The sequence below is a fragment of the Kitasatospora acidiphila genome (genome assembly GCF_006636205.1).
Taxonomy (GTDB): domain Bacteria; phylum Actinomycetota; class Actinomycetes; order Streptomycetales; family Streptomycetaceae; genus Kitasatospora; species Kitasatospora acidiphila.
The window spans coordinates 5866700-5890000 of the sequence record NZ_VIGB01000003.1 but is presented as its reverse complement, the minus strand read 5'-3'; the positions used below and the strand labels follow the sequence as shown (position 1 = coordinate 5890000).

Genomic DNA, 23301 nt, shown 5'->3' with positions numbered 1-23301 from the left:
AGTGCCTCCTCCAGCTTCTGCGCGACCGGCGCGAAGGCCGTGTCGTCGATGCCGGAACCGCGCTCCTGGATGGTCGGGCCGCTGACGATCTTCCCACTGGTGGAGTCCACCACCACGAAGGCCGAGATGAAGCCCTCCTCGCCGAGGATCCGGCGGTCCTTCAGCGAGGACTCGGTGATGTCGCCGACCGAGGTGCCGTCCACGTAGACGTAGCCCGCCTGCACCTTGCCGACGATCTTGGCAACGCCGTCCTGCAGGTCGACCACCACGCCGTCCTCCGCGATCACCACGCGGTTCTTCGGAACGCCGGTCTTGATGCCGAGCTCGGCGCAGGCCCGCAGGTGGCGCCACTCTCCGTGCACCGGCATCAGGTTCTTCGGCCGGCAGATGTTGAAGAAGTAGAGCAGCTCACCGGCGGAGGCGTGGCCGGAGACGTGCACCTTGGCGTTGCCCTTGTGCACCACGTTGGCGCCCCAGCGGGTCAGGCCGTTGATCACCCGGTAGATCGCGGTCTCGTTGCCCGGGATCAGTGAGGAGGCGAGCACCACGGTGTCACCCTCGACGATCCGGATCTGGTGGTCGCGGTTGGCCATCCGGGACAGTGCGGCCATCGGCTCGCCCTGCGAGCCGGTGCAGACCAGCACCACCTCGTTGTCCGGCAGGTCGTCCAGCGTCTTGACGTCGACGATCAGGTTGCCGGGCACCTTGAGGTAGCCCAGGTCTCGGGCGATGCCCATGTTGCGGACCATCGAGCGGCCGACGAAGGCCACCTTGCGCTTGTACTCGTGCGCCGCGTCCAGCACCTGCTGGATCCGGTGCACGTGGCTGGCGAAGGAGGCGACGATGATGCGCTTCTCCGCGTTGGCGAAGACGTTGCGCAGCGCTGCGGAGATGTCCCGCTCGTGCGGGATGAAGCCGGGGACCTCGGCGTTGGTGGAGTCCACCAGCAGCAGGTCCATGCCCTCCTCGGCCAGCTTGGCGAAGGCCGGGAGGTCGGTGAGGCGGCCGTCCAGCGGGAGCTGGTCCATCTTGAAGTCGCCGGTGGCCACCACCATGCCGGCGGGGGTGCGGACCGCGACCGCCAGGGCGTCCGGGATGGAGTGGTTGACCGCGATGAACTCGCAGTTGAAGGGGCCGATCTGCTCGCGCTCGCCCTCGGCGACCTCCAGCACGTAGGGCCGGATCCGGTGCTCGGCGAGCTTGGCCTCGATCAGCGCCAGGGTCAGCTTGGACCCGATCAGCGGGATGTCCGGGTTCTCCCGCAGGAGGTACGGAACGGCACCGATGTGGTCCTCGTGACCGTGGGTCAGGACGATCCCGTCGACCTTGTCGAGGCGGTCCCGGATCGAGGAGAAGTCCGGCAGGATCAGGTCGATGCCGGGCTGCTCGTCCTCGGGGAAGAGCACGCCGCAGTCGATGATCAGCAGCCGGCCCGCGTGCTCCAGCAGCGTCATGTTGCGACCGATCTCCCCGAGGCCGCCGAGCGGGGTGATCCGGATCGCGTTCGGCGCGAGTGCGGGGGGCGCGCCGAGTTCGGGGTGGGGGTGGCTCAAAAGACTCTCCATTCACGCAGCGCGCCATATGCCGCGGAGGACTTCCCCCGCCGGGCATATGGCGCGCGGCATCGCTCGTACCTGTCAGTTCGGTCCGCTCGTGATCGAGCGGCTCGCTGTTGTGCCTCGCGCCTGTCGTCTCCGGTCCAGCGGCGGGTCCCATGGCGGCGATGGGGCCCGGCGAGCCGGGGGCGCGCACGTCTTTTGCTACAGGTGTACCCCGCCGGCGGCGAGATCCTCCTTCAATCGGGCGATCTCCTCGGGCGTGGCATCGACCAGCGGCAGCCGGACCGGACCGCCGGGCTGCCCGGCCAGCGCCAGCGCGGCCTTGCTGAGGATCAGGCCCTGGGTGCGGAACATGCCGGTGTAGACCGGCAGCAGCGACTGGTGGATCGCGGTGGCGCGGGCGGTCTCGCCGGCCTCGTAGGCGTGGACCAGCTCGCGCAGCCGGTCGGCGACCAGGTGGCCGACCACGCTGACCATGCCGACGGCTCCGACCGAGAGCAGCGGCAGGTTGAGGATGTCGTCGCCGGAGTACCAGGCGAGCCCGGACCGGGCGATCGCCCAGGAGGCGGCGGCCAGGTCGCCCTTGGCGTCCTTGTTGGCGACGATCCGCGGGTGCTCGGCGAGCCGGACCAGCGTCTCGTGGCTCAGCGCCACGCCGGCGCGGCCCGGGATGTCGTAGAGCATCACCGGCAGGCCGGTGGCGTCGGCCACGGCGACGTTGTGCCGGTAGATGCCCTCCTGCGGCGGCTTGCTGTAGTAGGGGGTGACCACCAGCAGGCCGTGGGCGCCGGCGGCCTCGGCCTGCCGGGCCAGCTCGGTGCTGTGCGCGGTGTCGTTGGTGCCGACGCCGGCCACCACATGGGCGCGGTCTCCGACCGCCTCCACCACGGCGTGGACCAGCTGCGCCTTTTCGGCGTCACTGGTGGTGGGCGACTCGCCGGTGGTGCCGTTCAGCACCAGGCCGTCGTTGCCCAGGTCCACCAGGTGGGTGGCCAGGCGCTGGGCGCCGTCGAGGTCGAGTCCGCCGTCGGGGGTGAAGGGAGTCACCATCGCCGTCAGGACCCGGCCGAAGGGAGCGTGCGGTGTGGAGGTCGGAGCCATGGTCCAAAAATACTCGTAGCCGATGAGGAGGCCGATAGTCCGGTCCAGGGTTGAGACGAAGAAACACCCTGAAAAGACACGGCCGAGGGGCCGGAAAGCGGACAATCCATAGGATTCCGGTGCTACCTGCTCGGGGTTCAGGTAGCACCGGAATCCGTGCCCCGAGCCTAGGGAGCACCCCAATCCGCCGCAATCCAGACATGCCGGGCCGAGAGGCCCGTATGCCCATCGAGCCAGGTCAGGGCGCGAGCCGGCCGTGCTCGTTGAAGGCCGCATGGGTGAGCGGCATCAGACCCGCCCACAGCTCCTCCATCTTCTCGGCCACCATCTCGATCTCGCGCTGCGGGAAGGTCGGCATCTTGCCGCGCTCGTCCTTCTTGCGCAGCGACAGGAAGTGCATCAGCGAGCGGGCGTTGCAGGTGGCGTACATCGAGGAGAACAGGCCCACCGGGAGCACCGCCCGGGCCACCTCGCGGGCCACGCCCGCGGCCAGCATCTCCTGGTACTCGGTGTAGGCGGCGGTGTAGGCGCGCTCCATCGAGGCGGTGGCGGTCTGGTGCTGCTCGGGGGTGCCCTGGTGGAACTCGTACTTGCCCGGCCGGCCGACCTGGACCAGCTTGCGGTCCTCGGCGGGCACGTAGAAGACCGGCTGCAGCTCGCGGTAGCGGCCGCTCTCCTCGTTGTAGGACCAGCCGGTGCGGTGCCGGTGGAACTCGCGGAAGACGAAGATCGGCGCGCTGATGAAGAAGGTCATCGAGTTGTGCTCGAAGGGCGTGCCGTGCCGGTCCCGCATCAGGAAGTTGATCAGGCCCTTGGACTTCTCCGGGTCCTGCCCGACGGCCTCCAGCGACTGCTCACCCTTGGTGGAGACCCGGGCCGCCCAGAGCACGTCGGTGTCGGTGGCCGCGCTGCGGACCAGCTCCACCGTGACGTCGCTGCGGAAGATCGGGGAGGCGTCGTCGGTCACGGGTTACTCCTCAGCTTGATTGCGTGGTGCATGGTCTTGCGGGCGCGCGGGGTGTCACCGGCGTCGGCGTAGGCGACGGCCAGGCGGAACCAGACGCGCCAGTTCTGCGGGTCGGCCTCCGCCTCGGCCTGGCGCTTGGCGAAGACCTCGTCGGCGGACGCGCGGTCGATCCGGCCGGCGCCGGTGCGCTTGAGCTCGTCGACCGGCAGGCCGCCCTCGGCCGCCAGCTCCCGGGACATCTCCTCGGTGGTGCGCCCGAACCGGATGGTCTGGCGCAGGAACCAGATCCCGATCCCCGGGATGATGAAGGCGCAGATCCCGATGCCGATGCCGGCGGGCTTGCCGGTGGCGATCAGCTGCACGCCCTCCCCCATGCAGACCAGGGAGACCAGGAGGAGGGCGGCGGCCAGGATGAAGAAGCCCGTGCGCGAGGTCATCAGAGGTCCAAGAAGTGTTCGAGGCCGAAGGTCAGGCCCGGGGTCTCCACCACGCGCCGCACCCCGAGCAGGATGCCCGGCATGAAGCAGCTGTGGTGCAGCGAGTCATGACGGATCGTCAGGGTCTCGCCGGCGTCACCGAAGAGCACCTCCTGGTGGGCCAGCAGCCCGCGCAGCCGCACCGCGTGCACCGGCACCCCGTCCACGTCGGCACCGCGGGCACCGGGCAGCGCGTGGGTGGTCGGGTCGGACTGCTTGGGCAGGCCGGCGGCGTCGCGGGCCGCCGCGATCAGCTGGGCGGTGCGGGTGGCGGTGCCGCTGGGGGCGTCGGCCTTGCGGTTGTGGTGCAGCTCCACCACCTCGACCGACTCGAAGTACTTGGCGGCCTGCTGGGCGAACTGCATGGTCAGCACGGCGCCGATGGAGAAGTTGGGCGCGATCAGGCAGCCGGTGCCGGGGGCGGCGGCCAACCAGCCGGTCAGCAGCTCCAGCCGCTCCGGGGTCCAGCCGGTGGTGCCGACCACGGTGTGGATGCCGTTGGCGGTGCAGTACTCCAGGTTCCGCATCACGGCGTCGGGGTGGGTCAGCTCGACGGCCACCTGGGCACCGCTGGTGACCAGCTCCTCCAGCGCGGAGTCCCGCCCGAGGGCGGCGACCAGCTCCAGGTCGGGGGCGGCCTCGACCGCCTTGACCGCCTCGGAGCCGATTCGGCCGGTGGCGCCGATGACGGCTACGCGCAGGGTCATCTGTTGGTCCTCACTTCGGGCGGTGCTTCTGCAAGAAGGCGGTGCATTCAGGTGCATTCACAGGAGGGCGGCGAGCCCGGCCGCCCGCTTGTCGCTGATCGGGCCGATCACCGCGAGCGAGGGGCGGCGCGCACCCAGCACATCACGGGCGACCTGGTGGACGTCGTCCAGGGTGACTCCGGCGATCTTCGCCAGTATGTCGTCCACCGACAGGTGCTCGCCGTAGGCCAGCTCGGCCTTGCCGATCCGGTTCATCAGCGAGCCGGTGTCCTCCATGCCGAGCACCGTGGAGCCGGAGATCTGGCCGATCGCACGCTGCAGCTCCTCCTCGGTGATGCCCTCGGCGATCACCCGGTCCAGCTCGGCGCGGCAGATCCGCAGCACCTCCTCCACCCGCTTCGGCTGGCAGCCGGCGTAGATGCCGAACAGGCCGCTGTCGGCGTAGGACGAGGAGTACGAGTAGACCGAGTAGGCCAGGCCGCGCTTCTCCCGCACCTCCTGGAAGAGCCGCGAGCTCATGCCGCCGCCGAGCGCCGAGTTGAGCACGCCCATCGCCCAGCGCCGCTCGTCGTGCCGGGGCAGGCCGGGCCCGCCGAGCACCAGGTGGGCCTGCTCGGTGGGCCGGTTGAGGAGTTCCAGGCGGCCCGCGGTGCGCAGCTCCCGCTCGCCGCGGCGGGCCTCGGCGGGCGCCGCGTCGGACTTGGCGAGGAGCGGGGCGAAGGCGGCCTCGACCTGGCGGACCACCGCCTTGTGGTCCAGGTTGCCGGCGGCCGCGACCACCAGGTGCTCGGGCCGGTACCGGCGCTTGTAGAAGCCGGCGATCTGCTCCCGGCTGAGCGCCTTGACGGTCTCCTGGGTGCCCAGGATGGGCCGGCCGAGCGGGGCGGAGCCGTAGAGCACCTTGGCGAACAGGTCGTGCACCACGTCGCCCGGGTCGTCCTCGGCCATCGCCATCTCCTCGAGGATGACGCCGCGCTCGGCCTCCACGTCCTCGGGGCGGATCAGCGACCCGGTGACCATGTCGCAGACCACGTCGATGGCCAGCGGCAGGTCGGTGTCCAGCACCCGCGCGTAGTAGCAGGTGTTCTCCTTGGCGGTGAAGGCGTTCATCTCGCCGCCGACCGCGTCCAGCGCGGCCGAGATCTCCAGCGCCGAGCGCCGGGCGGTGCCCTTGAAGAGCAGGTGCTCCAGGTAGTGGGTGGCCCCGTTGAGCTGCGGGGTCTCGTCCCGGGAGCCGACGCCGACCCAGATCCCGAAGGTCGCCGAGCGAACCGTCGGCAGGGTCTCGGTGACGACCCGCAGGCCGCCGGGAAGCACGGTGCGGCGGACCGTCCCGGCACCGTCGACGCCCTTGAGCAGGGTGCGGGTGCTGCCGGGGCGCTGCTGCACTGCCGAGGCCTGGGCCACGGGCCATTCCTTCTTTCGGTCTTCGGGGACAACAGGGTGCGGCCCGTACGCCGAGCGGGCGTACGGGCCGCGGTGCTAACGGTGCGTCACTCGGACGCGGGGGCCGCCTCGGCGCCCTCTTCGCCCTCGATGACGGGGATCAGCGAGAGCTTGCCGCGCGGGTCGATCTCGGCGATCTCGACCTGCACCTTGCTGCCGACGCCGAGCACGTCCTCGACGTTCTCCACCCGCTTGCCACCGGCCAGCTTGCGGATCTGCGAGATGTGCAGCAGGCCGTCCTTGCCCGGCATCAGCGACACGAACGCGCCGAACGTCGTGGTCTTCACCACGGTGCCCAGGTAGCGCTCGCCGACCTCCGGCATGGTCGGGTTGGCGATCTGGTTGATCGTCGTACGGGCAGCCTCCGCCGAGGGGCCGTCGACCGCACCGATGTAGATGGTGCCGTCGTCCTCGATGGTGATGTCCGCGCCGGTGTCCTCCTGGATCTGGTTGATCATCTTGCCCTTGGGGCCGATGACCTCACCGATCTTGTCCACCGGGATCTTGATGGTGATGATGCGCGGCGCGTTCGGCGACATCTCGTCGGGCGTGTCGATCGCCTCGTTCATCACGTCCAGGATGTGCAGGCGGGCGTCCTTGGCCTGCTTCAGCGCGGCGGCCAGCACCGAGGCCGGGATGCCGTTGAGCTTGGTGTCCAGCTGCAGCGCGGTGATGAAGTTGCGGGTACCGGCGACCTTGAAGTCCATGTCGCCGTACGCGTCCTCGGCACCCAGGATGTCGGTCAGCGCGACGTAGTGGGTCTCACCGTCGATCTCCTGCGAGATCAGGCCCATCGCGATACCGGCGACGGCGGCCTTCAGCGGCACACCGGCGTTCAGCAGCGACATGGTGGAGGCGCAGACCGAGCCCATCGAGGTGGAGCCGTTGGAGCCCAGCGCCTCGGAGACCTGGCGGATCGCGTAGGGGAACTCCTCGCGGGTCGGCAGGACCGGGATCAGCGCGCGCTCGGCGAGGGCGCCGTGGCCGATCTCGCGACGCTTGGGCGAACCCACGCGGCCGGTCTCGCCGACCGAGTACGGCGGGAAGTTGTAGTTGTGCATGTAGCGGCGACGCGTCTCCGGGGAGAGCGTGTCGAGCTGCTGCTCCATCCGGAGCATGTTCAGCGTGGTGACGCCCAGGATCTGGGTCTCGCCGCGCTCGAACAGCGCCGAGCCGTGCACCCGCGGGATCGCCTCGACCTCGGCGGCCAGGGTGCGGATGTCGGTGACACCGCGGCCGTCGATGCGGACCTTGTCCTTGATGACGCGCTCGCGCACGATCTTCTTGGTCAGCGCGTTGTAGGCGGCGCTGATCTCCTTCTCGCGGCCCTCGAACTCCGGGAGCAGCTTCTCGGCGGCGACCGCCTTGACGCGGTCCAGCTCGTTCTGGCGCTCCTGCTTGCCGGCGATGGTCAGCGCCTTGGCCAGCTCGTCCTTGACGGCGGCGGTCAGCGCGGCCAGCACGTCGTCCTGGTAGTCCAGGAAGACCGGGAACTCGCCGGTCGGCTTGGCGGCCTGGGCGGCCAGGCGGGCCTGCGCCTCGCAGAGCACCTTGATGAACGGCTTGGCGGCCTCCAGGCCGGAGGCGACGATCTCCTCGTTCGGCGCCTCGGCACCGCCGGCGACCAGCTTGATGGTCTTGTCGGTGGCCTCGGCCTCGACCATCATGATCGCGACGTCGCCGTCGGCCAGCACCCGGCCGGCGACGACCATGTCGAAGACGGCCTCCTCCAGCTCGGAGTGGGTCGGGAAGGCGACCCACTGGCCCTTGATCAGCGCGACGCGGACGCCGCCGATCGGGCCGGAGAACGGCAGGCCGGCCAGCTGGGTGGAGGCGGAGGCGGCGTTGATCGCGACCACGTCGTACAGGTGGTCGGGGTTGAGCGCCATGACGGTGACGACGACCTGGACCTCGTTGCGCAGGCCCTTGACGAAGGACGGGCGCAGCGGGCGGTCGATCAGGCGGCAGGTCAGGATGGCGTCCTCGGAGGGGCGGCCCTCACGACGGAAGAACGAGCCGGGGATCCGGCCCGCGGCGTACATCCGCTCCTCGACGTCCACCGTCAGCGGGAAGAAGTCGAAGTGCTCCTTCGGCTGCTTGGAGGCGCTGGTGGCCGACAGCACCATGGTGTCGTCGTCCAGGTAGGCCACGGCGGAGCCGGCGGCCTGACGGGCCAGGCGGCCGGTCTCGAAGCGGATGGTACGGGTGCCGAAGGAACCGTTGTCGATCACGGCCTCGGCGTAGAACACGTTCTCTTCCACCTGGAAGATCTCCTCTTTCGTACGTCTCCGGGAGAGCGCCCCCGCGCTTGCCTGCCGGGGTTGGCCCTTGCTGCCGGGCCGGTCTTCGATCGAAGCCTCCGGGGCTCCCGCTCGATCGGCGGGACTCCGGCGGCCACTACCGAGGACCGGCGCCTCTCGGCTGCCGGGCTGCGGCGGTCGGCGTCTGGACGCTCTCCTGGATGCGGGCGGCTTCCGTTTGAAGCCTGCGGCCCGCGTCGGGTTGTCATGCGGCTGGTGTGGGCGCGGTGCTCGCGCCATCACCCGGCATGCCCACAACCCTACGGTGCGAATCTCGGCCGCCCCGGGAGGCGGACCCGAAATTCTCGGGTGCTGGGTACGCGCGAGGGGCGGCCCCCCTAGTGGGGAGCCGCCCCAGGGGGCGTTCTCAGCGGGCGCCGCCGGCGGCACCGCGGCGGATGCCCAGGCGGTCGACGAGCGTACGGAAGCGCTCGATGTCCTTCTTGGCCAGGTACTGCAGCAGGCGGCGGCGCTGGCCGACCAGGATCAGCAGGCCACGGCGGCTGTGGTGGTCGTGCTTGTGGAGCTTGAGGTGCTCGGTCAGGTCCGAGATGCGGCGGGACAGCATGGCCACCTGCACCTCGGGGGAGCCGGTGTCGCCCTCCTTCTGACCGAACTCGGCGATGATCTGCTTCTTGACGTCGGCGGCGAGAGCCACGGCGACTCCTTCTTGGTCTGACCGAGTGCTCCTGGTCTACAGCACAGGAACTTCTGGGACTCGGAAGCCCCAGGGTATCAGTCGGCGGCGGGCTAGCTGGTCGCGCCCCTGACCAGGGCGTAGATGTTCAGCACGGCCAGGGCCAGCGGCACCAGCGACATCAGCAGCATGCTGTCCACCAGATCGAGGATGCGACCCCAGAACGGCGAGACGCCGAGCCGCGGCACCACCAGGGCGATCGCGATCAGCAGCGCCGCTCCGATCGCGATCGAGCCGCCCAGCCACAGGGTGCGCAGGTCGAGGTCGGTGCCGCTGGCGCCCTTGAGGATGAACAGCGGGGTGTGCAGCGCCAGGCCCACGATCAGCAGGCCCAGGCTGACCAGGCCGGCGATGGTGAGGCTGAAGACCTGCGCGGTGTAGCGGAACAGCCGGGCGCGCAGCATGGTGGAGATGCCCAGCGCCAGCGCCAGCACCTCGGGGAACATCTGGTCGCTGAAGCCCAGCACGGCGCAGGCGCCGACCACCACCGCGGCCGAGCCGCCGACCAGGCCGACCAGCACCTCGTGGCCGCGGCGGGCCTGGTGGGCGATCCGCTCGTACTGCACGGCCTCGGCCCGGCTGGTCTCCTCGCCCAGCCGGCTGCCCCGGGTGCGGGTCTGGCCGGGGGCGCTGAAGCCGACCGGGAGTCGGGCGAACCGGGCCGACAGCGCGGGCAGGAACCCGACCGCGGCCACCGCGATGACCCCGGAGGCGCCGGCGATGTGGCTGACCGGGGTGGTGGGCATCAGTACCGCGGCGAAGGTGGCCAGGGTGCCGGCGGCGGCCAGGAAGGCCGCGGCGACGAAGACCGAGTCCTTCTCCGGCAGCAGGCCGACCAGCAGGACCGAGACCAGCAGCACGGCCACGCAGCCGACCAGGAACTGGAGGCGGCCCGGGCCGTCGTACTTGTGGGTCAGCCCGATCACCCCGGTGCCGGCGATCAGCGCGTGCGGCAGGGCGCCGATGCCCAGCGCCAGCGCGGCGCCGGAGTCGTCGTAGACCCGGGCCCGCACGCCGGCGAAGGCGACCAGCACCACGGCGGACACACCGGAGAGCACCCCGGGCAGGCCGTGCATGTCGTGCGTCAGGCTGGCGAACCAGAGCGCGAAGCCGAGCAGCACGATCAGCAGGGTGGCGCCGATCAGCCCGAAGGCCCGCATCAGGTCCGGGCTCCAGAACCGGCGGTCGGCCTCCACGGCGCTGGCGATCGCGTCGGCCACGTCGTCGTAGACGGCCGGCGGCAGCGACTCCGCGAACGGGCGCAGGCTGAGCAGGTCGCCGTCGCGCACCTGCTGGGCGGCCAGCGGCAGTCCGCTGTCCAGCACGGTGCCGTCCCGGCGGACCAGGTGGAACCCGGTCGGCTCGCCGTCGCCCTGGGTCTGCCCGGACAGCCGCAGCACCTCGGGATAGACGTCTGCCAGCGGCACGTCCTCCGGCAACGCGACGTCGATCCGGCTGTCCGGCGCCACCACGGTGACCCGGCAGAAACCGGTCGCTGCGTTCGAACTCACCCGTATCCCCCTTGGTGATCTTTCGGTGCCTCAACCGACGGTGCCTCAGTCGGCGATGCGTCACCCTACCGTCTCGTGTCGTCGCGGGCTGTGCAGGGCCTGCTTCGCCCACGGGACGGGGTCGGTAGGATCGGCCTCTGCGCAGGCGGGGGCAGGCAGTTGACGACAGGGGAGCCTCGCCGAAGACCTGTTGAGTCGCGTGAGGGCGGTACATGAGTGTCGTAACGGTCAAGCGGCCGACCAGGGCCTACCCCCCGGCGGTGCCGGACGAGCCGGTGGAGCTGGTCGCACCGCCGGAACTGGCCCGCGGGGGCGGCGACGACTGGATGATGAGTCTGCTGCCGATGCTCGGGATGGGCGGTTCGGCGGCGTTCTTCTTCACGCCGGGCGCCCAGCCGATGATGCGGATCATGGGCGTGCTGATGCTGGCCTCCACCGCCGGTATGGCGGTGGCCCAGCTGGTCAGGACCCGCAAGGGCGGTGGTGCGGGGCTGGCGGAGGAGCGCCGCGACTACCTGAAGTACCTTCAGCAGATGCGCCGCAAGGTGCGCCGCACCGCGGAGCAGCAGCGCGGTGCCCAGCTCTACCTGCACCCGGAGCCGGACCAGCTGTGGGCGATCGTGGCCGAGGGCCGCCGCCTCTGGGAGCGCCGGCCGAGCGACCCGGACTTCGCGCAGATCCGGATCGGGCGCGGCCCGCAGCAGTTGAGCACCCCGTTGGTGGCACCGCAGACCGCCCCGATGAACGAGCTGGAACCGCTCGCGGCGGACGCGATGCGCAACTTCCTTCAGGCGCACGGCACTTTGCAGGATCTGCCGCTGGCGGTGGCGCTGCGGGCGTTCTACCACATCACGGTCTGCGGTGACCCGGACAGCGTCTACGGCAGCGTCCGGTCGATGATCGCCCAGCTCACCACCCTGCACTCCCCCGACGACCTGGTGGTCGCGGTGGCCGCCGCGCCCGGCGCGCTGGAGGAGTGGGAGTGGACCAAGTGGCTGCCGCACACCCAGCACCGCAAGGAGAGCGACGGCGCCGGAACCCGCCGGCTGATCGCCGACCACCTGGGCACCCTGGAGGAGCTGCTGGCCGATGAGCTGTCGGGCCGTCAGCGCTTCACCCGGGACTCCCAGCCGACCTCGGACCAGCCGCACCTGGTGGTGATCCTGGACGGTGCCCCGATCCCGGCGGACTCGGTGCTGGCCGGCGCCGAGGGCGTGCAGGGGGTCACCGTGATCGAGGTGGTGCCGGGCGAGCTGGACGAGCCGACCGGGCACCTGCTGATCACCGTCTCTCCCGAGGAGCTGCTGCTGCAGTCGGCCTCCGGTGCCTCCTACTCGGGTGCTCCCGACACCCTGACCGCCTGGCAGTCCGAGGCGCTGGCCCGGCAGTTGGCGCCGTACCGGATCTCGGCCGGCGGCGACGACGAACCGCTGCTCTCCAACCTGGATTTCACCGATCTGATGGGCGTCGGCGACGCCGGCTCGGTGGACGTCTCGCGCACCTGGCGCCCGCGCGCGCAGCACGAGAAGCTGCGGGTGCCGATCGGTGTCGGCGCCAACGGCGAGCTGGTGCACCTGGACATCAAGGAGGCCGCGCTGGAGGGCATGGGCCCCCACGGCCTGTGCGTCGGCGCGACCGGTTCCGGCAAGTCGGAGCTGTTGCGCACCCTGGTGCTGGGTCTGGCGCTGACCCACTCCTCGGAGACCCTCAACTTCGTGCTCGCCGACTTCAAGGGCGGTGCCACCTTCGCCGGCATGGCGGACATGCCGCACACCTCCGCGGTGATCACCAACCTGGAGGGCGAGCTGACCCTGGTGGACCGCATGCGGGACGCCATCGAGGGTGAGCTGAACCGCCGCCAGGAGCTGCTGCGTTCGGCCGGCAACTACGCCAACATCAACGAGTACGAGCGGGCCCGGGCGGCGGGCGCGGCGCTGGATCCGCTGCCCTCGCTGGTGCTGATCATCGACGAGTTCTCCGAACTCCTCACCGCCAAGCCGGACTTCATCGACATGTTCATCCAGATCGGCCGGATCGGCCGTTCGCTGGGTGTGCACCTGCTGCTGGCCTCGCAGCGTCTGGAGGAGGGCAAGCTGCGCGGTCTGGACACCTTCCTGTCCTACCGGATCGGTCTGCGCACCTTCTCGGCCGCCGAGTCGCGGGTCGCGATCGGCGTGCCGGACGCCTACCACCTGCCGCCGGTGCCCGGTGTCGGGTACCTGAAGTTCGGCAACGACGTGCTGGACCGCTTCAAGGCCGCCTACGTCTCCGGCCCCTACCGGGCGCCGGGGCAGCAGCGCGTGGCCGGGCGGGTGTCGGGGGCGCAGCCGGTGCTGTTCACCGCGGCCGAGGTCGCGGTGCAGGAGCCGCAGGTCCAGGAGGAGGAGCCGGAGCCGCAGCTGGACGACTCGCTGGTGGACACCGTGCTCGACGTGATCGTGCACCGGATGGTCGGCCAGGGCCCGGCGGCGCACCAGGTGTGGCTGCCGCCGCTGGACGAGGCGCCCAGCATGGACCAGCTGATGCCGCCGCTCCAGGCCACCCCGGAACGCGGCCTCACCTCGCCGGAGTTCGGCGCGTTGGGCCGCCTGGTGGTGCCGGTGGGCATCGTGGACCGGCCGCGCGACCAGCGCCGGGACGTGCTCTACCAGGACTACTCGGGCGCGGCCGGCCACGGCATGGTGGTCGGTGGCCCGCGGTCCGGCAAGTCGACCATGATCCGCAGCATGGTCACGGGCTTCGCGCTCACCCACACCCCCGTCGAGGCGCAGTTCTACCTGATGGACTTCGGCGGCGGCGGCTTCCAGTCGCTGCAGGACCTGCCGCACGTCGGCGGGGTGGCCGGGCGACTGGACGGCGACAAGGTGCGCCGCATGGTCAGCGAGGTGCACGGGGTGCTGAACCGCCGCGAGGAGCTGTTCCGGGCCACCGGCATCGACTCGATCTCGACCTACCGCACCCGGCGGGCCGCCGGGCAGCTGCCCGACGAGCAGTTCGGCGACGTCTTCCTGATGATCGACGGCTGGCTGACCTTCAAGCAGGAGTTCGAGCCGCTGGAGCCGGTGATCAACGACATCGCCCAGCGCGGTCTGGGCTACGGCGTGCACCTGGTGCTCACCGCGGCCCGCTACGCGGAGGTCCGGCCGGCCCTGAAGGATGCCCTGCAGAACCGCACCGAGCTGCGGCTCGGTGACCCGCTGGAGTCCGAGATCGACCGCCGGGTGGCGCAGAACGTGCCGAAGGGCGCGCCCGGACGCGGCGTGACCGCCGCCAAGCTGCACTTCCTGACCGGCCTGCCGCGGATCGACGGCTCCTCGGACACCGCCGACCTGGTGACCGGGGTGGCCGGCCTGGTGGACGCGGTGAACGCGGCCTGGTCCGGCCCGCGGGCGCCGCAGGTGCGGATGCTGCCGGCGGTGCTGGACGGCTACTCGCTGCCCAAGGGCTTCGAGCAGCCGGAGCGCGGTGTCGCGTTCGCGCTGGACGAGGTCGAGATGGCCCCGGTCTTCGTCAACTTCGAGTCCGATCCGCTGTTCATCGTTTTCGGTGAGAGCGAGTCCGGGAAGTCGGCGCTGCTGCGGATGCTGATCAAGCAGATCACCGAGCGGTACACCGCGGACCAGGCCGGCATCGTGATCGGCGACTACCGGCGCGCACTGCTCGGCACGGTGCCGCCGGAGTACCTGGTGGAGTACGCGGCGGCCCAGCCGGCGATGACCGCGATCGTGGAGATGCTGCGCGGCGCCTGCGCCCGCCGCCTGCCCGGCCCGGACGTGACCGCCGAGCAGCTGCGCAACCGCAGCTGGTACAGCGGCAAGGACATGTTCGTGATCGTGGACGACTACGAGCTGGTCGCCACGGCCTCGGGCAACCCGATGTCGCCGTTGGCGGAGTTCCTGCCGTTCGCCCGCGACATCGGCCTGCGGGTGATCATCGCCCGCAGCGCCGGCGGCGCCGGCCGCTCGCTCTACGAGCCGCTGATGCAGCGGATGCGCGAGCTGGGCGGGCAGGGCGTGCTGCTCTCCGGCAACAAGGACGAGGGCGCGCTGCTCGGCACCGCCAAGCCGCAGGCGCTGCCGCCGGGCCGCGGCGTGTACGTCTCGCGCCGGGTGACGGCCGGCCAGATGGTGCAGACGGGCTGGCTGCCCGTGAGCTAGTCACCGAGCGTGACCAGAAGGGGTCGGCTGTGGGGTACCACGGCCGACCCCTTCGACGTTGCGGGGTCCACCAGCCGGACCGTTCCGGAATGTTATCTAGCTGTTTCCAACGCCGAGCTGCGGATGTCGTCGCCATCAGAGGCCGCCGCCGGGCCCGGCGAAGCCGTTTGGAGTGCCCTGGTCGGCGATGCCAATGACCCGGGCTCGACCTTTGATTCAAAGAGCAGCAATCCCATCTCACCTTGGATTCATGCCCCGTTAGTCAAAGTTAACAAGTCGGACATCAATCGCAACGGCGCCGATCGGCCACAGTTCCGGATGACTATGCGCTTGGACGCAACGGATTCCGAAGGCCAACCGGCATTGACGCAATCAATACGCCCCCGCAGCATTGGCGACTCGGGAGCGGCCCATCTCAACCCCCAAGCGACCCCCTTCGGAGGCGATAACGCTCCCCACCCCAGCACCGCACAGGACCGCGCAATGCCGCGCCGAGCCGATCGGACTCTCCCCCCATGACCGACACGCTTCGACCGCCCACCACCTCCCCCACGGTGACGGTCGGTACCGCCGAGGCCCCGCGAAAGCTCAGCCGCTCACTCGGCGTCGTGGGCGGCACCCTGCTCACGCTCTCCTGCGTGACCCCCGCCTCCTCGCTCTTCGTGCTGGTGCCGGGCCTGTTCAACTCGCTCGGCACCGCGACCGCGATGACCATCGGGATCGGCGCGATCATCTGCGTGGCCGTGGCGTTCGCCTACTCGGAGCTCGGCACCCTGATCCCCAGCGCCGGCGGTGAGTACGCGATGGTCGGCACCCTGGCCGGGCGGTTCGCCGGCTGGCTGTCGTTCATCCAGTCGCTGATCGTGGTGATGATCGTCCCGTCCGTCATCGCCGTCGGCACCGCCGCCTACCTGGCGCCGATCGTGCACGTCAGCGGCCCCGTCGCAGGTGCCGCGGTGATGCTCGCCTCCACGGTGGCCGGCCTGCTCGACCTGCGGGCCAACGCCTGGATCACCGGCATCTTCCTGGTGCTCGAGGTGATCGCGGCGGGCGTGGTCTCCGTCCTCGGCTTCGCCCACCAGCAGCGCGGCATCTCCAGCATGTTCCACGGCGTCGTGGCCGACGGCCAGGGCCACACCAGCGGCGTCGGGCTCTCCGCCATCATGGGCGCGATGGGCGTGGCGCTGTTCGTCACCCAGGGCTTCTCCACCGCCATCTACCTCTCCGAGGAGCTGGAGAACCCGCGCCGCAACGTGGCCCGCACCGTGCTGTGGACGCTCGGCCTGTCCTGCGTGGTCATCATGCTCCCGGTGATCGCCATCACGCTGGGCGCGCCCGACCTGGCCACCCTGACCGGCGGCGACCTCTCCGGCATGGTGGCCGGCTGGAGCAACTCGGCGCTCGGCACCTTCATCAGCTTGTGCATCGCGCTGGCCATCATCAACGCCGGCATCGTGATGGTGATCCAGAACTCCCGGGTGCTGTTCGCCTCCGGTCGCGACCGGGCCTGGCCGGAGCCGGTCAACAAGGCCTTCGGCACCCTGAACCGGTTCGGCGCCCCGTGGGTCTCCACGCTGGCGGTCGGCATCCCCGGTGCGGTCTTCTGCTTCGTGCCGAACACCCTGCTGAGCAGCATCACCGGTGTCGCCGTCGCCGCGCTCTACCTGCTGGTCGCGGTCGGTGCGCTGCTCTCCCGGCGCGGTGCGCACAAGGACGTGCCGGCCTGGCGCCAGCCGCTCTGGCCGGTGCTGCCGATCCTGCTGATCGTGGCGCTCGGCTACGTGATCACCCAGCAGGACCACAAGGCGCTGATGTGGACCGGCATCATCACCGCGGTCTCCTCGCTCTACTGGGTCTTCTACCTGCGCCCGCGGCAGGAGACCCGCTGGGTGATCACGCTGCCCGAGGACGAGCAGGTCTGAGCCCTGCTACCGCGAAGCGGCCCGGACACCCTGCTGGGGGTGTCCGGGCCGCTTGGCGTTGTCGCTGCCGGCGGGCTGTCAGCGGCCGGCGCGGCGACGGCGCAGGTCGCGCAGCACCACCGAGCCGCCGAACAGCAGCGCCACCGACAGCACGGCGGTGCCCAGCACATAGGTGGCGGTGCGCCGGTTCCGGTCGGCCTGGGTCTCGCCGAGGCCGAGCGGCTGCGGCAGGATCGGGGCGGTGTCCAGCCTGACCTGCGGGTCGGGGGTCGGGGCGTCGGCCGGCATGGTGGGGTCGGCGACCGCCTTCACCGGGTCGACCACACCCCAGCCGATGTACTTGTTCGAGCCGTGCTCGGTGCGCTGCGCGGTCTGCTCGATCCGGGTGCGGACCTGCGCGGCGGACCAGTCGGGGTGGGCCCCGACGAGCAGGGCGGCGACCCCGGCGACGTAGGGGGTGGCGAAGCTGGTGCCGTTGTCCACGCACTGCCCGCCCTTGGGCACGGTGGAGAGCATGTCGACACCGGGTGCGGCGACCTTGACCCAGTCGCCGTAGCTGGAGAAGGTGGCCCGCTCGTTGTTGCGGTCCGAGGCGCCGACCGACAGCACCGTCGGGTAGGCGGCCGGGTAGGTCGTCTCCTCCACGCCGTCGTTGCCGGAGGCCGCGACCACCACCGCCTTGTGGCTCTCCGCCTTGTCGATCGCCTGCTTCAACTGGTCACTGCCGCCGAAGTTGGGGTTGCCGTCGGCATCCCGGACGTCCTGCGAAATGTTGATCACCCTGGCGCCCAGGTCGACCGCGTCGCTGATCGACCTGGCCAGGGACGGCACATCGCCATCGCCGGCGTCATCGTTCTGGCGGATCGACAGGATCGTCGCCCCGGGCGCCAGGCCGACGAAGCCCACCTTGTCCCGATGGGCGGCGGCGATGATCCCGGCCACCTTGGTGCCGTGCCCCACCGTGTCGGTCAGGGAGTTGCCGTCGGCCGGCGCCGGCGGGTTCTTGCTCTTGTCCATCAGGTAGCTGGGGCCCTGCACGACCTTGCCCGCGCCGCCCAGCTGCGGATTGCCCGGGTCCACCCCGGTGTCGATCACCGCGACCGTCACACCGGTGCCGTCCTGCGCCTGGCCCTGGGCGTTCTTGGGCCAGAGCTGGTCCAGCATCACCCGCTGCAGCGACCACGGCTGCTCCGCCACGTCCTGGGCCGGGAACGTGCAGTTGCCCGCCGCGGCGACGCCCACCCCGGTTGAACCGGCCGCTGCCGCCGGGGTGGCCCCCAGCAGCGCGAGCACCGCCGCGATCGCCGCCGACCGGCCGAGCCCTCGCCTCACCACGACTCCAACTCCCCTTGCCCTACTGCGAAACGGTGTCCTGTGGAAAACGACAGAGCGGAGCGGGCGCCCGACTTCGGACGCCCGCTCCGTTACCTCAACGCTCCCCCGAGCCGGGAGTGGCGATCAGCCCGCCCACATGCTGGTGTTGGCGCTCTCGGTCGAGGTGTAGCTCTCGTGGGCCTTGTCCAGCGCCGTGGCGATCTGGAGCAGCGTGGAGTGCAGGTCGGAGGCCTTCTGGTCCCAGATGGCCTGACGCTGGTCGTAACCCTCCTTCGCCGCGCCGGTCCACGAGTTGGCGACCCGGGCCACAGCGGCCTTGAGGTCGCTCAGCTGCTGGTCGATGGTGCCGGCGGTGGTGCGGACCGTCTGACCGGCGTTGCTGATGGTCTCGAACGTAACCTTGATGTGTCCGTCGGACATGGTGAACTCCTTACCCGAATGAGGTGAGCCGGGCGGCCCCGTCAGGACCGCCCCGAATGTGCTGTGCTGCGTCGATCCGAAAAACGGGTCAGGCGCCCGGCACGCCGTTCAGCGCGCTGCGCTGGTCATCCTCGGTCGTGGAGTAGTTCTTGGTGGTGGCGTCGATGGCCCCGCGGATGTCGTTCAGCACATTGTTGAGCGCGGTCACGTCGTCGTTCCACCGCTGCTGCAGCGTGTGGTAAGCCGTCGCCGCCTGGCCCTGCCAGCCGCCCGCAACCTCACCAATGAGCGCGTTGAGGTTCTTGACCTCCGTGTTGATCTGCTCGTTGACCTGGGTGATCCGGGTCGAAAGAGCCCGCATCTCCTCAGCGGTCGTCGTGAACTGACCAGCCATGTTCCACCGTCCCCCATGAGACAGACTTACTTCGGGAGCTCGGTTACTCAGCCCGCCCGAAGGACATCACGGTGTGACGTCTGCGGAAGACTGTAGTCCCCCGTCCCGACAGTCCCAACACCATATGGGCCTTGGTTACCGAGTTATGACGTACGCCCACGAGCAACTGGCGCGGTCGGGTCAGGAGTTCTGCTCCTGAGTGGCAGTCATGGTGCTCAGGGTCGGGCCGGTCGTGAGCAGGTCGGACCACGCCCTGGGGACCGTCACCGGAACGACGTCCTTGTACCCCAGGCGCGCCTGCGCCTCGTTGACCTGCGGCTGAGCCTGCTGCTGCCCCGGCGACGGGGTCGGGCTGGGGCTGGAGCCGCTCGGAGTGCCCTGGCTGGTGACCGGCACCGGGTAGCGCAGCCCGGTCTCGGTGAGCAGGAAGGTGCTGCCGGAGCCCTGCTGGCCGTTGTCCATCGCCCGGTACAGCAGGCCGTGGCCCGGGCTGACATGGGCGGTGGTCGAGCCGCTGGTGACCAGCGCGGGGAACTCGGTGCCGGCCCAGACGGAGCGCTTCGGGTCGTTGCCGAACTGCAGGTCGTTGGCGTAGTAGCCGCCCTCGAAGGTCGAGCAGATCACCGGGCGGGCGGTGGTCGGGTCACCGACGTTGATCTGGCCGGACGGGGCCGACCGCGGCCACAGGCTGTTCAGATGCAGCGGCCCGGTCCAGTCGATCTCCGCCCGGTACTTGGAGACGTCGGCCGCGGTGAGCGTGGCGAAGCCCGGGGCGGCGCTCCCGTAGGCGCCCTGGGTGAGCGGGTTCATCTTGATCAACTGAGCGGCCAGCGGAGGCACCTGGAAGAGCTGGTCCTTGCCGACCACATAGAGGCCCTTGTCGGCCTGGTCCGGGGTGCTGACCAGCCGACCGATGAAATCCTGGCTGGGATCAGTGAGCCGCACACTGGACGGCACCTGGCTGCGGCCGGTCGGGTCGAGGCCGGGCACCGTGGGGAAGTCGATCGCCGGGCCCTTCCCCAGGGTGTCCAGCCACTGCTGGGTGACGGGCTGGGCCTTGGCCTGGCTGCCGAACAGCGCGGTCTGCAGCGCGGGCACGCTCGCCGGGTCGCTGCCCAGCTGGTAGGCGATCCCCTGCGGGCTGACCAGGTACTCGACCGCCGCGCCGTTCGGCTGCTTCGGTCCCTGGACCAGCAGCGCGTCACCGCCGGCCAGCTTCCGGTCCGGGCGCTCCAGGGTGTTCGCGTCCTGGTCGGCCGCCACGAAGACCCCCTGGACCGGGTGGTTGTCGTCGGACCCCGGCCGGTCGCAGACCGACCACTTCTTGGCCTGCCCGGCATCCGTCGCGCCCGGCAACTTGTCCGGCGCGTAAGGGATCCCGATGGTCGCACCGTGCGACTTGTAGTGGTCCAGCACCGAGTCGGCGACGAAGACCACCTTGGAGTCGGCCGGCAGCACCAGCTTCGCCGAGGCCATGTTGACCACCGGGTGCAGCATCTTGCTGCCGTCCGGGTTCTGCAGCACCACGTAGCGGGTCGTCGAGTCCTTGCCGACGATCACGTTCTTGCCGCTGTCCCAGTCCAGCGGCGCACTGGGCTTGATCATCCCCCACAGGCCGAAGCCGGCCATCACCAGCGCTCCGACCACGATGGAGGGCACCACCGCCCGGATCGGACGCGGCGCGTCCTCGTCGCTTCCGCCGTTGCCCGGCTGCAGGAACGCGCCCACCATGCGCTTGCGCGCGAAGGTGTAGGCGTTGAGCTCGTCCCGCCGTGATGCCATCTGCTCCGTCTCCCCTGTTCGAGCTTCCAGCCCGCCATTCTGCCGCCCGGCGGCTCCGGCCGACGGCCCAACCCTCTACGATGCGGCAGACGGTGAGTACGGTACGGGTACGGTTCCGTACGCTGCCAACCGGACCGTGACGGCGAATCAGAGAGGGTCACGCGGGGGATGCCGAGCAAGACCGCTCCAGGGCGACGCAGGACGGCACGAGGCCGGGCCAAGCCGGCCGCCGACACCGCGCCGGTGCCGCAGCAGCGGCCGGCCAGGGCCAAGGCGGGGCCGAGGGAACCGGCCCGGCGGCGGTACCGGTCAAGCTGCACCCCAAGCCGGGGCTGCTCAGCCGCCGGCTGCGGCTGCAGCAACTGGTGCTGATCGAAGTCGCGGTGGCACTGGTCGCCATCGGCTTGACGGTCAACCGCGCCACCGCCATCGGCTTCGCGGTGCCCGCCGTGGCCCTGCTGGTCTTCGCCCTGGTGCCGCTGCACGGGCGCCCCCTGGGCGAGGCGCTGCGGATCCGATCGCTCCAGCGGGCCCGCCGCAAGGACGCCCCGACCAATGTGCCGCCCGGCACCGACCCGGCGCTGGCCCCGGTGCTGGAACTCGACCCGGCGCTGCACACCACCACCCACGCCACCGAGGCCGACCTCGGCGGCGGCCGTCCGGTGCGCCGCGAGACCGGCATCGTCGGCGACGGCACCTTCCTCACCTCGGTGCTGCTGGTGCAGGCCAAGGACCAGCCGCTGCGCCCGGCGCGGAACGCGATGCCGCTGCCGCTCGACGTGGTCTGCTCGGCCCTGACCGTGGACGACATCACCCTGGAGTCGGTGCAGCTGGTCCAGCACACCCAGCCCGCCCCGGCACCGCACCTGCCCGAGCAGGCGCTGGCCACCCGCGCCTACCAGGCACTGCCGGACGGTGCCAACACGCCTGCGCTGCGGCTCACTTGGGTCGCCCTCAAGCTCGACCCGGAGCGCGCGGCCGCCGCGGTGCTGGCCCGCGGCGGCGGCGAGGAGGGCGCCCGCAAGGCGCTGCAGCGGGTCACCGACCAGCTGGCCGGGCGGCTCAACGGGCCGGCTTCAACGCCACCGTGCTGGACGAGCGGGAGCTGATCGCCGCGCTCTCCATCGCCACCTGCGCCAACCCGCTGGCCACCACCGGCCGGCAGGGCTCCGGCAGCGGCGGCCAGGTGGCCCGCCGCACCCAGGAGAACCGGCGGTTCTGGCGGGTCGACGACCGCTTCCACACCAGCTACTGGATCTCCCGCTGGCCGCAGCTCAGCCGCCCCGGCGGCCCGGGCCGGATCTCCTCGCCCGACCTGGTCAACCTGGTCACCAGCATCCCGGCGCTGGCCAGCGCGTTCAGCCTGACCGCCCGCCCGGGCACCGGCGGATCGGTGGCGCTCAGCGGGCACGTCCGGGTGGTCGCGCGCAGCGAGCAGGACGTCGCCAAGTTCGGCCGGCTGCTGGAGCAGCGCGCCCAGAGCGCGGGCCTGGGCCTGTCCCGACTGGACCAGGAGCAGGTGCCCGGCCTGCTCGCCACGCTGCCGCTCGGGGGACTTCCTGATGGCCTACCAGACCTACCCGACCACCCGCCCACCCAGGAGCGCGGCAAGGTCACCACCCGGATCCGGGCCGGTTTCGGCCTGCGCGGCCCGCGCCGCGAACAGCATGTGCTGGCCCCCGCCGACCTGGCCGCGCTCTCCTTCCCGGTCGGCGACGACGGGGTGCTGATCGGCGAGGACTACCCGGAGCAGCGGCCCTCGGTGCTCGGCCTGTTCCGGCCCACCGCCTATGACGTGGTGCTGGTCGGCGGCGTGTGGACGGCGCAGGTCCTGGCGCTGCGGGCCGCCGCCACCGGCGCCCGGGTGGCGGTGGAGACGGCCCGCCCGCAGCTCTGGGCACCGCTGGCGCAGGCGGCGGGCGGCGGGCAGCCGTGCGTGACGGTGCACCAGATCGGGCGGCTCGGTGCGCAGGGCGCCTCGGTGGCGGCTCCGGTGCTGGTGGTGCGCGACCTGGGTCCGAAGCCGCCGCGCAGCCGGCTCTCCGCCACCCCGTGGCAGTCCACCCTGACGCTGCTGCCGTTCCTGGGGCCGAACGCCGCCCGGGTGCTCAACTCCGCCGACCTGGTGGGCGTCCAGCGGGTCTCCCCGCCGGAGGCCGAGCTGCTCGGCCGGCTGCTGACCGTGAGCACCGAGGACGTCGCCGCCCTGCCCACCCTGGGCGACGAGTACACCCTGTGGGCCACCCGGATCCGCCGCCAGTACGTGCGCCTCGACCCGGTGCAGGCGGAACAGCAGCTGCTCGGCCCGGCCCGCCGCGTCGACTGAGTCGGGCGAATCCCTCACCAGAACGTCACCAGAAACGTCGCCACGGGCGCCGCCGACCTGACACCGTGACCCTGCGGGACCTGCCGCAGGCCCAGGTCTGACCGGGTGTCGGGCGGCGGCGCCAGGCCGTCATCCGGCCTGGGAAGACCAGAATGCGGGGTCAACCTGGCAAGGTACAGGTTCTAGTCTTGTGCCTACGGC

The 23301-nt window shown here is 70.9% G+C and carries 15 protein-coding genes and 1 pseudogene (1 of these 16 running past the window's edge); 3 read left to right on the top strand and 13 right to left on the bottom strand.

The window, feature by feature from the left end; all coding sequences use genetic code 11:
- The 9 genes from E6W39_RS27895 to eccD all read right to left on the bottom strand — a co-directional run.
- Nucleotides 1-1553: the 5' portion of a ribonuclease J gene (locus E6W39_RS27895; protein WP_141635846.1), read on the bottom strand. 133 nt of this gene lie to the left of the window's left edge; the window shows 1553 of its 1686 coding nt (coding positions 1-1553); the start codon lies at nucleotides 1551-1553; the stop codon falls past the left edge of the window.
- A gap of 207 nt (nucleotides 1554-1760) precedes the next feature.
- Nucleotides 1761-2660 (bottom strand): 4-hydroxy-tetrahydrodipicolinate synthase, encoded by a 900-nt coding sequence (gene dapA / locus E6W39_RS27890; RefSeq protein ID WP_141635845.1) that lies wholly within the window; start codon nucleotides 2658-2660, stop codon nucleotides 1761-1763.
- A 238-nt stretch (nucleotides 2661-2898) separates the two neighbouring features.
- Nucleotides 2899-3627, bottom strand: coding sequence for an FAD-dependent thymidylate synthase (gene thyX, locus E6W39_RS27885; protein ID WP_101380337.1), 729 nt, complete (start codon nucleotides 3625-3627; stop codon nucleotides 2899-2901).
- Entirely contained in the window at nucleotides 3624-4064 is a 441-nt protein-coding gene (locus tag E6W39_RS27880) for a tetratricopeptide repeat protein (protein WP_141635844.1), read from the bottom strand. The genes thyX and E6W39_RS27880 overlap by 4 nt, the downstream gene beginning before the upstream one ends.
- Nucleotides 4064-4810, bottom strand: coding sequence for a 4-hydroxy-tetrahydrodipicolinate reductase (gene dapB, locus E6W39_RS27875; protein ID WP_141635843.1), 747 nt, complete (start codon nucleotides 4808-4810; stop codon nucleotides 4064-4066). The genes E6W39_RS27880 and dapB overlap by 1 nt, the downstream gene beginning before the upstream one ends.
- Before the next feature lie 57 nt (nucleotides 4811-4867).
- Entirely contained in the window at nucleotides 4868-6217 is a 1350-nt protein-coding gene (locus E6W39_RS27870; RefSeq protein ID WP_141635842.1) for a M16 family metallopeptidase, read from the bottom strand.
- 86 nt (nucleotides 6218-6303) lie between these two features.
- Nucleotides 6304-8517: a polyribonucleotide nucleotidyltransferase gene (locus tag E6W39_RS27865; protein WP_101380341.1), complete on the bottom strand. Its 2214-nt coding sequence runs from the start codon at nucleotides 8515-8517 to the stop codon at nucleotides 6304-6306.
- 406 nt (nucleotides 8518-8923) lie between these two features.
- Complete coding sequence (gene rpsO / locus E6W39_RS27860; RefSeq protein WP_033253971.1) at nucleotides 8924-9214, bottom strand: 30S ribosomal protein S15; 291 nt, start codon at nucleotides 9212-9214, stop codon at nucleotides 8924-8926.
- A gap of 92 nt (nucleotides 9215-9306) precedes the next feature.
- Nucleotides 9307-10764: a type VII secretion integral membrane protein EccD gene (gene eccD, locus E6W39_RS27855; protein ID WP_141635841.1), complete on the bottom strand. Its 1458-nt coding sequence runs from the start codon at nucleotides 10762-10764 to the stop codon at nucleotides 9307-9309.
- Between the two features lie 212 nt (nucleotides 10765-10976).
- Between eccD and eccCa the strand changes: the two genes are divergently transcribed.
- Both eccCa and E6W39_RS27845 read left to right on the top strand, forming a co-directional pair.
- Nucleotides 10977-14921: a type VII secretion protein EccCa gene (gene eccCa, locus E6W39_RS27850; protein WP_141635840.1), complete on the top strand. Its 3945-nt coding sequence runs from the start codon at nucleotides 10977-10979 to the stop codon at nucleotides 14919-14921.
- Between the two features lie 515 nt (nucleotides 14922-15436).
- A complete protein-coding gene (locus E6W39_RS27845) occupies nucleotides 15437-16843 on the top strand; it encodes an APC family permease (RefSeq protein ID WP_141635839.1) in 1407 nt (468 codons plus the stop codon).
- A gap of 78 nt (nucleotides 16844-16921) precedes the next feature.
- Here E6W39_RS27845 and mycP read toward each other — a convergent pair whose 3' ends face one another.
- The 4 genes from mycP to eccB all read right to left on the bottom strand — a co-directional run bounded on the left by mycP (nucleotide 16922) and on the right by eccB (nucleotide 20774).
- Entirely contained in the window at nucleotides 16922-18178 is a 1257-nt protein-coding gene (gene mycP / locus E6W39_RS27840; RefSeq protein WP_141635838.1) for a type VII secretion-associated serine protease mycosin, read from the bottom strand.
- Nucleotides 18179-18301: 123 nt separating this feature from the next.
- Complete coding sequence (locus E6W39_RS27835; RefSeq protein ID WP_141635837.1) at nucleotides 18302-18598, bottom strand: WXG100 family type VII secretion target; 297 nt, start codon at nucleotides 18596-18598, stop codon at nucleotides 18302-18304.
- An 88-nt stretch (nucleotides 18599-18686) separates the two neighbouring features.
- Nucleotides 18687-18992, bottom strand: coding sequence for a WXG100 family type VII secretion target (locus E6W39_RS27830; RefSeq protein ID WP_141635836.1), 306 nt, complete (start codon nucleotides 18990-18992; stop codon nucleotides 18687-18689).
- A 180-nt stretch (nucleotides 18993-19172) separates the two neighbouring features.
- Nucleotides 19173-20774: a type VII secretion protein EccB gene (gene eccB, locus E6W39_RS27825; protein WP_141635835.1), complete on the bottom strand. Its 1602-nt coding sequence runs from the start codon at nucleotides 20772-20774 to the stop codon at nucleotides 19173-19175.
- Nucleotides 20775-21535: 761 nt separating this feature from the next.
- Between eccB and eccE the strand changes: the two are divergent.
- Nucleotides 21536-23100, top strand: a pseudogene (gene eccE, locus E6W39_RS42065) (type VII secretion protein EccE).
- Nucleotides 23101-23301: the final 201 nt, after the last annotated feature.